This window comes from Phenylobacterium sp. LjRoot219, assembly GCF_964252995.1.
Lineage (GTDB): Bacteria > Pseudomonadota > Alphaproteobacteria > Caulobacterales > Caulobacteraceae > Phenylobacterium.
On record NZ_CAXUQI020000003.1, the window covers coordinates 110528 to 125117 of the forward strand.

Consider the following 14590-nt stretch of genomic DNA (forward strand, 5'->3'; position numbering starts at 1 on the left):
CTCATTTGGCACGATGTTCCGACACTTGAAGTCAGCCCTTCGCGCCACCATCCGCGCCGTGATGAACGGCCCGAAGCAATCGGTCTTCGTCGGCCTCGTTTCGTTTCTCGGCGGCCCGGCCACAGTCGCCTACCAGCACCGCAAATCCGGCCAGGCCATGACGGTCGCGCTGACGGAATGGTGGGCCTCAGCGTCGCTTGGGATCGCGTACCTGCTCGTCGCCTGCGCGCTGCTGTTGGCGTGGAACTTGATCTGCGCGCCATACAAGGAGCAGCAGGCGCTCGTCGCGGATCTACGGGCGCAGCTCGCCTCTGCCCGCGCGCACAAGGATCCGGACGAGGACGCCTGGGCGGAGCTCGAGGTCTTCGCTCGCACAACTTTCGACAAGCCGTTCGCATTGGCGGCGACGGCCGCGATCGCGATCAATGCCGAGAAGGACTGGAGCGGCCACCCTGTCGGCAAGGTCAACAGCGATCAGCGTTTCCGCGTCTTGCTCGCCCGCATGCCGTCGAGCGTGATCAGCCGCGCCGCGAGCTTCGCCGAAGCGCAGGAGCGCTTCGTAGAGCTGCTCGAAGAGTATGACGGCTTAACCGGGAGCATTCACCTTGGGCCGACGCTCGGCACGCGCCCTCTGCACACCTTCGCCGAGTACCGCGACTGGCGCGCCGCCGATCCGGCGCTGGTCGAGGCGGTGCGCGAGCTCGTAGTTAGGTCAGGCTACACGGTGCTGCACGTAGAGGTGCCGCAGGACTGGGGAAACGGCCGGCGCGAGACCTGGCCAGCGCCACCGCAGGAAGTCGCGGGATAATCCCGTGAGGCCCCGTCGCAGAGAATTCCCAAGTTCCGCATTCGGGAGCCACCGCGACTTCCGGTTCTGGCGCCGCTCGGACCTAGCGGGGCTCGAATTTCGCGGCCTGCGCGCCGGCGGTCGCCTGACGATCCTGAGACAGGACTTCGCGCGGGCTGTAGAAGCGACCCACCTTTGATCCCCCACGGGAGTCGTAATGTCGCTTTCAATGTACCAAGCCTCGGCGCCGGTTTTCACCCAAGGCCTGAAGGGCCTTCTGAAGGCGCTGGCCAAGGCGGACGCCTACGTCGCGCAGCGCAAGATCGATCCCGCGGCGCTACTCCAGGCCCGGCTGTATCCCGACATGTTCCCATTCCAGCGCCAGGTGCAGATCACAACGGACTTCGCTAGGGGCGGGGTGGCGCGTCTCGCCGGTGTCGAGCCGCCTTCTTATGACGATGTGGAAACGTCCTTCGCAGAGCTTTCGGCTCGCGTTGAGGCCGCCTTGGCCTTTCTCGCCACCTTCGAAGCGTCGCAGTTCGAGGGGGCGGCGGACAGGGACATCACGCTCACGCGTCGTGGCGAGACCAGCGTGGTGAAGGGGCAGCCCTATTTGCTGCTGCAGGCGATGCCGAATTTCTATTTCCACCTGACAACGGCCTACGCGATCCTGCGTCACAACGGGGTGGAGCTCGGCAAGAAGGACTACCTCGCGACATCTTAGGTCTGAGGCGAAGCCCGCCCAGGAGCGTCGCGTTCCTGGAGCGGTCCTCAAGTCCGCTCCTGGCGCGCGCTGCCCTGTGAGCAGGGGTGTTGTACGTACGACATCGGCGTCGGGAACCTTCGTATCTTGGAGGTGAGGGGAGTTCCGGTCGTGGCGCAAGGCTTCACCAAGGCGGCCGCAAGTCTGACTAGGGGTGGTCGGAACGGGCTCAGGTTGCGATAAGGCGGCCGCCGTCGCGTCTCTCGGTCGTCAGGTCGCGCCGCCTACCGAGCGCTCGCCGAGCGACTCCAGCGCTATCGACTCCGAGCGCGGCCGCTCGCCGTCGCTAGTGCGCCTGCAAACCTGCCGCCCGGAAGATTCCCACGGCGTGTGTCACCGCCTCCTGCGTCGGAGGGGCAGTATCAGCCAGGGCGTAGTCCAATCCCAGCCGCTCCCATTTGTAGCGGCCCATCTGGTGGAACGGCAGGATCTCCGCCCGCTCCACGACGCCAAGCGACGCCGCGAAGTCGGCCACCTGGGCCATCTCCGCGTCCACGTCGGTGAGGCCAGGGACAAAGACGTAGCGGAGCCACATGGGGCGCTTCTGCGCCGCCAGCCGGCGGCCGAACTCGAGCACTCGGGCGTTGTCCTCCACGCCGGTGACCCGCTGGTGCTGCGCCGGGGTGAACCCTTTCATGTCGAGGATGACGAGGTCGATATCGGCGAGCTCAGCATCCGAGAGCTTCTCGGAATAGAAGCCGTTGGTCTCGATCGCGGTATGGACCCCGAGCTGCTTGGCTTCGCGAAACAGCCTGGCGGCGAAGCGATGCTGCATCAGCGGCTCGCCGCCGGAGAGGGTGAAGCCGCCCTTCATCACCTTCAGGCCGGCGGCGTACTTGCGCAGCTCGTCGACCGCGACGGCGAGCGGCACCGCCATGCCGTTGGCCAGCGTCCAGGTGTCCGGGTTGTGACAGAACCGGCAGCGGAACATGCACGAGGTGGTCCAGGCGACGACCCGGATGCCGGGACCGTCGACGGCCGACCCGGTGGTGAACGAGTGGAGGAAGCCCACGTCGCCGCTGGCCAGCGCGGCGCGAACGTCAAGCTCGGGCACGGCCACGCTTTGGTGCAGGCGGAGTTCGTAGGGGCTCTTGCCCTCCAGCGACGGGGCCCCGGCGGCGGACGGGCCGGCCATCTCACTCTCCGTGGAACGTGCGGTTGATGACGTCCATTTGCTGGTCGCGCGTGAGCCGGACGAAGTTCACCGCGTAGCCCGAGACCCGGATGGTGAGGCTCGGGTACTTCTCCGGATGATCCATGGCGTCGATCAGCGTCTCGCGGTTCAGGACGTTGACGTTCATGTGGTAGCCGGTCGAGCCGAAGAAGGCGTCGAGGATCGCGGTCAGGTTGGTCACCCGCTCCTCGGCGGTGCGGCCGAGTCCGCCGGGCACCAGGGTCGAGGTCAGCGAGATGCCGTCGGCGGCGTCGCGATAGGGGATCTTGGCCACCGAAGCGGCCGAGGCGTGGATCCCGTGACTGTCGCGCCCATGCATCGGATTGGCGCCCGGCGCGAACGGCTCGCCGCGCCGGCGGCCGTCCGGCGTGTTCCCGGTCGCCTTGCCGTAGACGACGTTGGAGGTGATCGTCAGCACCGACTGGGTGTGCTGGGCGTTGCGGTAGGTGGGGTACTTGCGCAGCTTGCGCATGAAGGTCGAGACCAGCCAGGTGGCCAGCTGGTCCACGCGGTTGTCATTGTTGCCGAAGGTCGGGAATTCGCCCTCGGTCTCGTAGTCGACGATCAGGCCGGTGTGGTCGCGGACCACCTTCACTTTCGCATGCTTGATCGCCGAGAGGCTGTCGGAGACCACCGACATGCCGGCGATGCCGAACGCCATCGTCCGGAACGGCGCATAGTCGTGGAGCGCCATCTCGATCCGCTCGTAGGCGTACTTGTCGTGCATGTAGTGGATGACGTTCATGGCGCTGACGTAGACGCCGGCCAGCCAGTCCATCGTCCGCTCGAACTTCTCGAGCACGTCGTCGAACTCGAGATAGTCGCCCTCAACAGGGGGAGACGCCGGCGCGATCTGCTCGCCGGAGACCTCGTCGCGGCCGCCGTTGATCGCGTACAGCAGACACTTGGCGAGGTTGGCCCGGGCGCCGAAGAACTGCATCTGCTTGCCCATCAGCATGGGGGAGACGCAGCAGGCGATCGCCCCGTCGTCGCCCCAGGCCCGGCGCATGGTCTCGTCGCTCTCGAACTGCAGCGAGCTGGTGTCGATCGCGACCTTGGCCGCGAAGCGCCGGAACGGCTCCGGCAGCCTCGGCGAGTACCAGATGGTCAGGTTCGGCTCCGGCGCGGGGCCGAGATTGTAGAGGGTCTGCAGGAACCGGAAGCTGGTCTTGGTGACCAGGGGCCGACCGTCGTCTCCCATGCCGGCGATGGATTCAGTGACCCAGGTGGGGTCGCCGGCGAACAGGTCATCGTACTCTGGCGTGCGCAGGAAGCGGACGATCCGCAGCTTGATGACGAAGTCGTCGATGATCTCCTGAGCCTGCTCCTCAGTGAGCCGGCCGTCCACGAGGTCACGCTCGAAGTAGATGTCGAGGAATGTCGAGGTGCGGCCCAGCGACATGGCCGCGCCGTTCTGCTCCTTCACCCCCGCCAGATAGCCGAAGTATAGCCACTGCACGGCCTCCCGGGCGGTCTTCGCCGGGCCCGAGATGTCGAAGCCGTACTTCGCGGCCATCTCCTTCAGCTCGTCGAGCGCACGGAGCTGCTCGGCCAGTTCCTCGCGGTCGCGGATGATGTCTTCGGAGGACCATTCGTCGTCCAGCGCGGCCTTCTCCGCCGCTTTGCGCGCGATCAACCGGTCGACTCCGTAGAGCGCGACCCGCCGGTAGTCGCCGATGATGCGGCCGCGACCGTAGGCGTCGGGCAGTCCCGTCAGCACGTGTGAACTGCGGCAGCGGCGGATGTCGGCCGTGTAGGCGTCGAACACCGCGTCATTGTGGGTCTTGCGATACTTGGTGAAGGTCTCGACCACCGCCGCATCGGGCTCGTATCCGTAGGTCTTCAGCGCCGTCAGCACCAGGCGGAAGCCGCCGTTCGGCATGATCGCGCGCTTGAGCGGCGCCTCGGTCTGCAGGCCGACGATGATCTCGTTGGCCTGGTCGATGTAGCCGGCGGCGTGCGCGGTGATCGAGCTGGGGATTTGCGAGACGTCGAGAACGCTCTTCTTTCGCTCCTCGACGAACAGCGCCTCGAGCTTCGCCCAGATCGCCTGGGTCCGCGGCGTGGGGCCGCTCAGGAAGGCCTCGTCGCCGTAGTAGGGCTCGACGTTCTGCTGAATGAAGTCGCGGACGTCGATTTCCTTATTCCACAGGCCGGGACGGAACCCTGACCAGGCGTCGCCTGGCTGGCGCGTCTGGGGGGCTGCGAGCGTTTCGGTCGTCATCCTGTCCTCCGTTGGGGGAAGGCCAAGTCGTGCTCAGGCTGCGAGCGCTGGGGCCGGGCGCGCGGCGCGGCCGGTCTCACGCAGGAAGAAGGTCAGCAGGATCGCCAGGGCGACCCCGTAGACCAGCGGCTGGAAGGCCGCCTGATAGTGGATGAGCTCCCGCTCGCCGCCCGCGCTCACCCGGGTCAGCAGGCCGCTGAACACGGGGCCCAGCAGGGCCGAGAAGGAGAAGTTGATGAAGTTGACGACGCCGGTCGCGGTGCCGCTGTGCTCCGGGCGGTTGGCCTCCTTGATCACCGTGTAGGGCAGCATGGCCGCCCCGGAGGCGATCCCGGCGACCAGGCCCAGGGTGTAGGGCGGGAACATGCCGGCCGGTCCGTAGAGGATCAGCACGAGGCAGACGAGCAGGAGCGCCGCGCCAGCGATGATCACCGGCTTTCGACGGCCCAGCCGGTCGGAGATGACGCCGAACAGCGGGCAGCCGATGATCCAGCCGAACGGCACCGAGGCCGAACGCAGCACCGCGAGGCCATAGGGCATGTCGTGCGCCTCCTGCAGGAACCGCACGCCCCAGACCATGTCGAAGATGGTGGTCGGGATGAACAGCAGGCCGGAGATCAGCCCGCAAAGGATCGACTGCGGATTGCGGAACACGGCTCCGATCGCCACCGCCGCCGAGCGAGCCCAGTTGGCCTGCGCGCGAGGCGCGGGCTGGGCGGGCGAGCGGGGCAGCAAGACAGGCAGCAGGCCGGCGATCACCAGCCCGACCACGCCCATGATCACCCAGAACTGGCTCCAGCCGAGTCCGCCGCTGATCGCCGGACCGACCAGGAACTGTCCGGCCGAGCCGCCGGCCATGCCGAACATCTGGGTGATGCCGATGAGCGTCGCGGCCATCGAGGCCGGGAAGTTGGTGGTGGCGAGATAGGCGGCGCCGATCAGGGCGAACACCCCGCCGGCGCCCTGCAGGAAACGGCCGATGCTGGCGAGCGTCGGGTCGCCGGTGGCGAACAGGAAGGCGCCGATCGCCACCACGGCTGCGCCCAGCGGCACGGCGCGGCGCGGTCCGAGCTGGTCCATGGCGACGCCGGCGACCAGGCTGAAGGGCGCATAGCCGTAATAGAAAAGGCCCAGCAGCGAGGTGAGGCCGACGGCGCTCAGACCCAGGGCGGCGCTCAGCTCCGGCATCATCACCGACGGAGCCGAGCGCATTACGTACTGGTAGAAGTAGTAGATCGAGGTGATCAGCCACGCCACGGTGACCGCGCGACGCGCGCCGTTCGACTTGTCGTCGGGCTGCGCCATCGGTCGTCCTCAGCAGAGGGTGACTGAGACCGCGAGGCCGCCTTCCGAGGTCTCCTTGTACTTCGAGTTCATTTCCTTGGCGGTCAGCGCCAGGGCGTTGATCGTCGTGTCCAGATCCAGCCGCCGATTGGCCGGGATCTCGTTCTTGGCGATCAGGTAGCCGGTCCAGGCCTTCACCGCGCCGAACGCGCAGCGTTCGATGCAGGGGATCTGCACGAAGCCGGCGACGGGATCGCAGGTCATGCCGAGGTGGTGTTCCAGCGCGCCTTCCGCGCCGTTCGCCGCCACCTGCGGGCTGTCGCCATAGGCCTGGGCGATGCAGGCTGCGCCCATCGCCGAGGCGACGCCGATCTCGGCCTGGCAGCCGCCCTCGGCGGCCGAGAGGGTCGCGTTGTGCTTGCACAGGTAGCCGACGACGGCGCCTGCCAGCAGGCCCTCGCGCAGCTTGGCGTCGGACAGCTTCGCGCCGCCTTCGCCCAGCGAGTAGATCACCGCCGGCATCACCCCGGCCGAGCCGCCGGTCGGCGCGGTGATCACCAGGTGGCCGCGGGCGTTCTCCTCCGAGCCCGCCAGCGCATAGGCGGACACCAGGCCGACCGCCCGGCGCGCCTCGCCCTCCTGGGTCAGCGCCTTCTTGTGGATGTCGTTGGCCTTGGTCTTCAGCTTGATCGGGCCGGGAAGGGTCGAGGTCGGCGCGGCGAGGCCGGTCTTCACCGTGGCGTTCATCGCCGCCAGGATCTTGTCGAGATAGGCGTTCACCTCGGCCTCGGATTTGCCGGAGACGGACACCTCGTTGGCCATGGCCAGCTGCGCCAGCGACAGGTTGTTCTTGCTGCAGTGCGCGATGACCTCCGCCATGGTCTGGTACGGGTACTTCGGCGCGCCCTTCTTCGGCGCGACGTAGCCCTTCCACTCGATGAAGCCGCCGCCGACCGAATAGTACTCCTGCTCCAGCAGCACCTTGTCGCCGGCCATCAGCTTGCAGGTCATGGTGTTGGGATGCGGGAAATCGCCCTTCGGCGCGTCGTAGACGACGTCCTTCAACGAAACGTCGAACGGCTTGGCGCCGAGCTTCACCGGGAAGACCTGATTGGGATCGGTGGCAAGCCCGTCGAGGAAGGCCGGATCCACGGTCGCCGGCTCCTTGCCGACGATGCCGGCCAGCGAGGCCCGCTCGGTCCCGTGGCCCTTGCCGGTGGCGCTGAGGCTGCCGAACAGGTTGACCTTCAGCGCCGTCGCCTGGTCGCGTTCCGCCGCCGGCAGCTTGGTGCAGCGCTGGTAGAAGTCGTAGGTGATCCGCATCGGTCCGATCGTGTGCGACGACGACGGACCGGGGCCGACCTTGTAGAATTCGTCCACCGTGGTGACGATCGGGCCCTTGGACTTCTTCACCACGTCGAGGCTGGGATCCAGCTTGACCGGCTGCGGCGACGTGGCGGGAACCTGGGCGAATGCGGCGATCGGCCGGCCGGTGAGGGCGGCGATCGCCACGGCCAGGGCGCTGCGCATCATGAAGGCGCGGCGGTCGGAACCGAAGGGCGGTTCAGTCAGATCAAGCGTGGGGACGAACGGAGTGGGCCCCGAAATGCTGTCGGCAGCCATGGCGTTTCCTCCCGTCGGAAGTCTCGGCTTCCGATCTATGCGGCGATCGTACGCCTGTAGCGAAAACGCGGTTATCGGGTGGAACCCCGAGCTTGGCTGCGAAGCGCTCAGGGGGGCCTGGTCCGGCGTCGACGAGACCCAGAACGGCCTTGGTGTGGCGCGCCACCATGCGCTCCTCGTCGATCGGGATGACCCAAGCCGCCCGGGTCGACCGCAAGTGCTGAGGCCCTGCAATAGGTGGCGTCGACGCCTCTATCGATTCCAATTCTACCGCCGCTGCTGATATTCAATACAAGTGACTATATGGAAGAGCGTCGGGCCGAGATAAGCTTATATCTGCAAGCAAATCTAGTAAACTCTCCAATTCTGTGGCATCCTGACTTATTCATTAAAGACGATCGGTGCGTCTCAACCGTTTTCAGCGTTATTCCTAACGCTCGTGAGATCTGCTTATTTGAGCACGACTCCGCCATCAGTTGCGCCACCTGAAGTTCCCGCGGCGTGAATTGCTCTAATGGCGAGCGGGCGCGCGGGCGTTGCATGGCGTCCATCAGGAGTTCGGTAACTCGCGCTGAAAAGTAGGTTCGGCCGGCGCCGAGTGCTGAAATTGCCGGCTCCAAATCGTCTGCGGTGTCGGATTTGAGCACAAACCCGCGCGCCCCCGCCGCCAGCCCAGCGTTGATGCTTTCGTCGTCCTCGTACGCGGTGAACATGAGCACGCTTGTCTCCGGGCGCTGCCGCTTGAGCTGCCGCGTGACGGCGATGCCGTTGAGAAGTGGAAGGCCGACCTCCAAGACGACAATGTCCGGCGCGTTGTTCAAGGCTGCTTCAAGTCCCGCAACCCCGTCATCAGCTTCGCCGCAGACCGCCCATTCGCTGCGCGTCCCGATCAAATTCCGGATGCCCACTCTGACGATTGGATGGTCGTCTACGACCAAGATACGCAACATTCTCCGGTCCCTTGGGTGCGATGAGCTCGGAGAGGATACTGGGGTGCTGACTTGCCAGGGGATCGGGTAAAACCCGCAGTGACCTGGCCGTTCGACGCTCGTCAGCGTGGCCTTGCTCCGCTCGGATCCGCAGGATGCCGTGCACAAAGCTGTCGACCAGACGTTCAAATTCGCGCGTTCCAGAGAGAGGAATGAGGCGATGCAGATTCAACTTTTCATGTGGCGCTTGCGCTCGGCTCAGCGCTTGTCGCTTGCAAAAGGCGCGGACTCCACGTCGTCGCCGAACGTAGATGCGGCGGCGGCGGTGAACCAGGTCCAGATCCCCGACTACCCGCCAGCCGATGCGAACCAAGCACCGAGCTCGGCTTCCGGGAATGCTGCGCCAGCGCGTTGAGTACATGGTCCCAGGCGCTGAACGTGGACGCGCGCGCCTCGCGGCAGCCTAATTGTAATCGATGGATAACGATGTTAGCCTTTGCTCATCGAACCCTTGGGGCGGACTTCGCTGCGAACCTTTTCATCCCTGGGGACTGGGGCGGGCGGCTCTACACTGTCGTACATTCTGGCCGAGACGGAGGAGCGGGCGCGGGAGTTGGCGCGGCGCGAGTTGATGAAGGCCCGCAACGCCGACTCGGTCGAGATCTGCGAGGGCGGCAAAGTGCTGTGGATCGAGCACTTTGAAGCCGCTGCGGGGCACTCCCACTTTGACCGCGGCAAGCGCCTCCGGGGCTGCGGCGGGGTCACTGGAGTCCGGTCATTTGGGATGTGGGCTGCGGGTTTTGCCGGGCGCCTTCGGCCCTAACCGGGGTTAGCCTTTCCCGCGTCGCCAAAGCAAAGTCGGCGACAACTCCATCGTCTCCGACTGAGGACTTTGCCGCTCTCACCGCGAAGTCCTCTTCTTTCGCGAAGGCGCCTATTGCGAGGAGGTCCAGTTCCAGACCCAGAACTCGACGTTGGACGACGTCGCTTGGTGCCCGCGTAGGGGCCGCGAAGCGGACCACGCGAAAACCCTAGCTTGGTCGCCGCACTGGGCGGGCGTTTGCTCACTGGGCAAGGAGATTAAGCCTCCAGCCTCATCAATCGCCGAGCCAGCCGGTTCACTGACGAGCCAGAGACGCCAAACCCCCGGGTTGTGTCCGGGGGCCGGGCGTTTTGTTCACCAGGCAAGGTGCGCCCTGAAATGGCGGCTCGGAGGGGTCGCTGTGAGCCGCCCACATTATCGACCGCCGAACCGACGCCCGGTTTCGAACGCAAATTCAAGGTTTTAGACCCCGGGCGTCCAACGCGCCTCGCCCTCGCTCCAGTCCCAAGCGCCGAGGAGCTCAACGGCCTCGCCGCGCCGCGCGCCAACGCCGCCGCGGGATGCTCAGCAGAGACGAAGACCCCGGTGTCGGCGATCGCGGTCCGGTCGTCGGGGAAGTCGCTCAGCGTCGTGGCCTGGCTGCCGTCCGCCCGGGTGATCAGAGGGCGCTGGCGCACACCACAATCCGAGCAGGCCGTAGAACCCGTAGGGCCATGGGCCGGGGGCGACGACCAGCATCACCAGCGGTGCGGCCCACACCAGCAAGGCAGTTCCGTTTTTTGAGGTCACGGCTGGCGGCACCGCCTCCGCCCGGGCGACACCTGTGGTGCCATATTCTTCTGCATCTCATCCGACCTGTCATCCGACCTGATCATCGCTCTCGCGCAGACCCTTCGGCGCACATTGCTGGAGGTTCAGGCCGGTGTTGCGAGGCGCGACCTCAATGCCCAGCTTCAGCACCTCAACTCGGAACTTGAGCACCGGGTGAAGAACATCCTGCCCGTTGTGCAAGGGCGGGCTTTCCAAGCCTTTCGGGGAACTCGCCCCAATGCGAGCCGGCCCCTTTCGGGCTCTAGGGCGGCGGATTTGGCTACATGCTCAATAGGTCCCGGACTGGCGCGCTGGGACCCGACGAGCCGCTCGCACGTTCATACGCCGACAGCGGAGAGTGCCCGTGACCGCCGCTAGATCAAAGCAGCAGGTTCCCGCTGGCGCCTTGATACGCCGACAGCGGAGGAGCCACGTGACCGCGGCTAAGTCACGGCATAGGGTTTCCGTCGGCAGCTCGGATCCTCGTTCCCAAATCCCGGGTCAGCCGCCAGCAATGATCTGGGTCACGGCGCCTGACGGCCGGTGCACCTACGTCCATCGCGCTTGCTGCCAACTAACCGGCCTGAGCGAGGCTGAGGCGCTTGGGTTTGGCTGGCTTGACGTCATCCATCCTGATGATCGCGCCGAAGCTCTGCGGATCTATCGCGCCGCTAACGCAGCCCGCACGCCATTCCAGCTTGAATACCGGTTTCGTTCGGCGTCCGGCGATTACCGCTGGGCGATGGGCGTAGGCAACCCATGGTTCGCGGAGGACGGCGCCTTCCTCGGACACATCGGATCGGTCGTGGACATCCACGACCGGTGGGAAATGGAGGAACGCTTTCGAGCCCTCACGAATTGCGTGCCCGCATTCGTATGGTTCGCCAGCCAGGGCGGCGAGATCCACTATCTGAATGATCGTTGGTACGAGTACACCGGGCAAACGCCGCAAGAGGCGCTCCCCAATGGGTGGACCGAGACGATCCATCCGGACGACGTCGACGCGGTCCTCCAAGTCTGGGCGGACACCCGGGCGCGGGGCGAGGGGTATGAAATGCCATTCCGCATCCGGCGGCGAGACGGCGAGTTTCGCTGGTACATGGTCCGGGCCGACCCGATGCACGCCGCAGGCCGCGAGATCCGTTGGGTCGGCACATCGATTGATATTCATGACCTCAAGTGCGCCGAAGAACGCCAAACGTTGCTGATCAACGAGCTGAATCACCGGGTGAAGAACACCCTGGCCACGGTGCAAAGCCTTGCATCGCAAATCCTTCAGGCGTCGCCAAGCCGCGAGCACTTTCGGGCGGGATTTGAGGACCGGCTCGTCAGCTTGGCGCAGGCTCACGAGCTGCTCACCGCGTCCAGTTGGAGCGGAGCGTGGTTGAGCGACCTCGTGGCTCGCGCCCTGGCCCCCTGGAGCGGCGAGCGCATCGACGTCCAAGGAGCCGACCTGTGGTTGGATCCCACGCAGGCTGCGAGCATTTCGATGGCCTTGCACGAGTTGGCCACCAATGCGGCGAAGTACGGCGCACTGTCCGAGGGCGTCGGGAGGGTGCTCATTCGATGGGCCTGCGAAAGCGGCGGGGCCGGCAAGATCGTGCGGCTCCGCTGGGAAGAGCATGGCGGTCCGCTGGTATCGCCGCCCAACCGTCGCGGGTTTGGCAGTCGTCTTCTGGAGCGAGCTCTGGGCCGTGAGCTGCAAGGAGCAGTGGTGCTGGGGTTCCCGCCGGAAGGTGTCCAGTGCACGATCACCTTTCCGCTGCGGCCCTCAGGCACGATTCCGGGGTGAGCTCATCCAGTGGAGTTGGCCGGCGCTTGGCGGGTAGTCGATGTCGGGCCCGATTCGCTGCCGCGTCCGTCGCACTAGGGTTGGCGCTGGCTGCCCCGGGCTTCGTGAGCACGCCCACGGCCCCGAGAAGCGGAGGTTCCGAACTTCTGCCGACAGGCCGCTGATGGTCCTGACGGTGGAAGAGGGCAGGAGCTTTGAGCGTCGCCGGCCCGACCTGCACCTTGCCTGAGGCTGCGTGCGTTCCGTTGGTGCTGGCGCTGCACGAACTTGGGACCAACGCTGTCAAATATGGCGCGCTCTCCAGCCTGACCGGTTCGGTGAATCTCGCCTGGACCGTGGTCGCCGCAGACGACGGACGCCATGAGGTCGTGCTGGACTGGACCGAGAAGGACGGGCCAGACGTCCAGCCCCCCACCCGCAGGGGCCTTGGGTCCCGCTTGCTGACGGCGCAGCGGCGGACTTGACGGCGTCTCGCTCGAATTTCCGCCTGAGGGCGTAAAGTGCCGCATCATCGTCGGCGGGGCTGCAGAGTGTGGCGTTTCACGCGCCGCAAACCGCGAGTGTTCGCAGCCGCTACCTAAACGCTGGGGGCGGCCTGACCCGCACAAGTTCCGTGTGTGGACGCCCCCGCGGATGCAAGAAGATTCGGAGAGGTGAGGCGCGCAGGTTCAGGTGCTTCCGTGTGTCCGGCCTGTTGATGCGGCTTTTGCACGGCCGCTGGCCTCACATGGGGCATGATGCCGTCAAGGGACTACCTGGGCATAGTTGATCCTTCGTGGTTGAGGGATCCAAGTCTGAGCCCGTTGCGTGACGCGGTCTGCTTTGCAGACCAGTCCACCTCACATCCGGTCGCCGCCTGGAGACGGCTGCACCAACATCCCGCTTGCGGCGGTCTGGGCTCAGGAGACGAGACCATTCTGTATGTCGGCTTTGAGGGCCAAGGCCAGCTTGCGGTTCGTCGCCTGGATCCGGCAGGCCTGATCAGCGCCTGCGGATGGGGGTCTCCTCGAGCGTCAGCGGGCCAAGACGGCGCCTTCGATGGCCACTCCGGCGTTGACGTACTTCCAGAGCGCGACGAGCAGCTTGCGCGCCAGGGCGACGATCGTTGACTTGCGCCGTCGTCCGCCGTTGCGGGCGACGCGTGCCTCAAACCAACGAGTCAGCGCCGATTGCGGCTGGTGCCTAAGCCACAGCCAGCTCAGCTGGACAAGGGCGGCGCGGAGCCGTGGGTTGCCGGCCTTCGAGACGCCCTGCTCGCGATCGATCTGGCCGCTTTGCCAGGGGGTGGGCGCCAGGCCGGCGTAGGCCGCGATCTGGCGTCGGTTGTCGTAGTGGCGGAAGAAGCCCTCGGACCAGAGGATGGCGGCGAACTCCGGGCCGATGCCCTTCAGCTTCAGCAGCAGCCCGGCGGGCGCCTTGGCGTGGACCTGCGCCTCGTCGAGCAGGGCGTCGCGCTCGGCGTCGACGGCCTTGAGCTGCGCGAGGAGAAGCTCGAGCCGGTCGAGCTCGCGCGCGATCTGCGCGGTCAGGTGACGCGGCAGCGGCCGGCCATCGCCCGTGCACATGGCCGCCAGCCGCGTGCGGCGGTCGCGGCGCAGCGGCTCGTAACCGGCAATCCCTTGCGCGAATAGCAGCCCCTTGATGCGGTTTGTGTGCCGGACCCGCTCGGCAATGAGGGCCTTGCGCTCGCGCATGAGACGCCGGCGGTCCTCCGCCTCTGGACTGGGCGGTCGCACCATAGAGCAGACCCTGGGCTCGCCGCGCTTATAGGCCAGCAGCGCGCGCACCAGCGCTTCACCGTCGATCCGGTCGGTCTTGGCCCGCCGCTTCCGCCGGGAGGTGGCGATCGAGGCCGGGTCGACTACGTGGCTTTCGATCCCTCGCGTCTCCAGGGCCCGGTGGATCCAGAATCCGTCGAGGCCCGCTTCTTGGATGACGAGGATCCGGTAGCTCTGGCCGGTCCGCGCCAGCGCCTTCGCCTGCAGCGTCGCGAACAGGACGAAGAGCGCCGCGAGGTCGCCGCCCGCGACCTCGTGCTTCGACATCTTCTCCCCGCCGCCCGGCGCCAGCGAGGTGATCAGCCATTTCGATCGGCTGAGTTCCATCGAGACGAAGATCGCGCCAAGATCCACGCGGATAGCGGCCGGGCGCTCCGAGACGCTTGTTGCAACAAGCATGGTCTTCTCCAGGTGAGGGTTATCAGCGACCTCACTCTGGCAGAGCTCCGGGCGCTATCCACGCCCCATGGGATCTGTATGGAGATCGCGGATCGGGGCCATACCGCTTGCTGCGCGCTCGAGGCGCTCGGAACTTGTCTGGCTTTCCCGACCCCGTCTCTGACCGTTGCGCCATACCTCTCGTCTGACCTTCCCGCCTCCCTG

Annotated in this window: 11 protein-coding genes; 4 read left to right on the top strand and 7 right to left on the bottom strand. The window is 66.2% G+C overall.

Going from position 1 to position 14590, the window contains the following annotated elements:
* The first annotated feature begins 25 nt into the window (after positions 1-25).
* Positions 26-808 (top strand): hypothetical protein, encoded by a 783-nt coding sequence (locus tag ACSQ14_RS25370; protein ID WP_436017836.1) that lies wholly within the window; start codon positions 26-28, stop codon positions 806-808.
* Positions 809-1004: 196 nt separating this feature from the next.
* Complete coding sequence (locus tag ACSQ14_RS25375; RefSeq protein WP_436017838.1) at positions 1005-1511, top strand: DUF1993 domain-containing protein; 507 nt, start codon at positions 1005-1007, stop codon at positions 1509-1511.
* Positions 1512-1836: 325 nt separating this feature from the next.
* On the opposite strand, the gene pflA is transcribed toward ACSQ14_RS25375, so the two are convergent.
* The 6 genes from pflA to ACSQ14_RS25405 all read right to left on the bottom strand — a co-directional run bounded on the left by pflA (position 1837) and on the right by ACSQ14_RS25405 (position 10618).
* Positions 1837-2685, bottom strand: coding sequence for a pyruvate formate-lyase-activating protein (gene pflA / locus ACSQ14_RS25380; protein ID WP_436017840.1), 849 nt, complete (start codon positions 2683-2685; stop codon positions 1837-1839).
* A 1-nt stretch (position 2686) separates the two neighbouring features.
* Positions 2687-4948: a formate C-acetyltransferase gene (gene pflB / locus ACSQ14_RS25385; protein WP_436017842.1), complete on the bottom strand. Its 2262-nt coding sequence runs from the start codon at positions 4946-4948 to the stop codon at positions 2687-2689.
* 33 nt (positions 4949-4981) lie between these two features.
* Positions 4982-6253 carry an MFS transporter gene (locus ACSQ14_RS25390; RefSeq protein WP_436017844.1) on the bottom strand — a complete coding sequence of 424 codons (1272 nt, stop codon included), beginning with the start codon at positions 6251-6253 and terminating at the stop codon, positions 4982-4984.
* A gap of 9 nt (positions 6254-6262) precedes the next feature.
* The gene (locus ACSQ14_RS25395) at positions 6263-7855 is read right to left on the bottom strand and encodes an L-serine ammonia-lyase (protein ID WP_436017846.1); all 1593 of its coding nucleotides are present in this window, start codon (positions 7853-7855) and stop codon (positions 6263-6265) included.
* A gap of 299 nt (positions 7856-8154) precedes the next feature.
* Positions 8155-8805, bottom strand: a complete 651-nt coding sequence (locus ACSQ14_RS25400; protein ID WP_436017848.1) for a response regulator — start codon at positions 8803-8805, stop codon at positions 8155-8157.
* A gap of 1660 nt (positions 8806-10465) precedes the next feature.
* A complete protein-coding gene (locus tag ACSQ14_RS25405; protein ID WP_436017850.1) occupies positions 10466-10618 on the bottom strand; it encodes a hypothetical protein in 153 nt (50 codons plus the stop codon).
* Positions 10619-10931: 313 nt separating this feature from the next.
* Here ACSQ14_RS25405 and ACSQ14_RS25410 point away from each other — a divergent pair, with 313 nt between their 5' ends.
* Entirely contained in the window at positions 10932-12209 is a 1278-nt protein-coding gene (locus tag ACSQ14_RS25410) for a sensor histidine kinase (protein WP_436017852.1), read from the top strand.
* Between the two features lie 194 nt (positions 12210-12403).
* Complete coding sequence (locus ACSQ14_RS25415) at positions 12404-12673, top strand: hypothetical protein (RefSeq protein WP_436017854.1); 270 nt, start codon at positions 12404-12406, stop codon at positions 12671-12673.
* 549 nt (positions 12674-13222) lie between these two features.
* Here the strand turns inward: ACSQ14_RS25415 and ACSQ14_RS25420 are convergent.
* On the bottom strand, positions 13223-14386 hold the full coding sequence (locus tag ACSQ14_RS25420; RefSeq protein ID WP_436017856.1) for an IS110 family transposase: 1164 nt from the start codon (positions 14384-14386) through the stop codon (positions 13223-13225).
* Positions 14387-14590: the final 204 nt, after the last annotated feature.

Coding starts and splice junctions, on each gene's coding strand:
- pflA (WP_436017840.1), bottom strand. CDS start 2,685: ATGGCCGGCCCGTCCGCCGCCGGGGCCCCGTCGCTGGAGGGCAAGAGC.
- ACSQ14_RS25410 (WP_436017852.1), top strand. CDS start 10,932: ATGATCTGGGTCACGGCGCCTGACGGCCGGTGCACCTACGTCCATCGC.
- ACSQ14_RS25375 (WP_436017838.1), top strand. CDS start 1,005: ATGTCGCTTTCAATGTACCAAGCCTCGGCGCCGGTTTTCACCCAAGGC.
- ACSQ14_RS25395 (WP_436017846.1), bottom strand. CDS start 7,855: ATGGCTGCCGACAGCATTTCGGGGCCCACTCCGTTCGTCCCCACGCTT.
- ACSQ14_RS25390 (WP_436017844.1), bottom strand. CDS start 6,253: ATGGCGCAGCCCGACGACAAGTCGAACGGCGCGCGTCGCGCGGTCACC.
- pflB (WP_436017842.1), bottom strand. CDS start 4,948: ATGACGACCGAAACGCTCGCAGCCCCCCAGACGCGCCAGCCAGGCGAC.
- ACSQ14_RS25420 (WP_436017856.1), bottom strand. CDS start 14,386: ATGCTTGTTGCAACAAGCGTCTCGGAGCGCCCGGCCGCTATCCGCGTG.
- ACSQ14_RS25400 (WP_436017848.1), bottom strand. CDS start 8,805: ATGTTGCGTATCTTGGTCGTAGACGACCATCCAATCGTCAGAGTGGGC.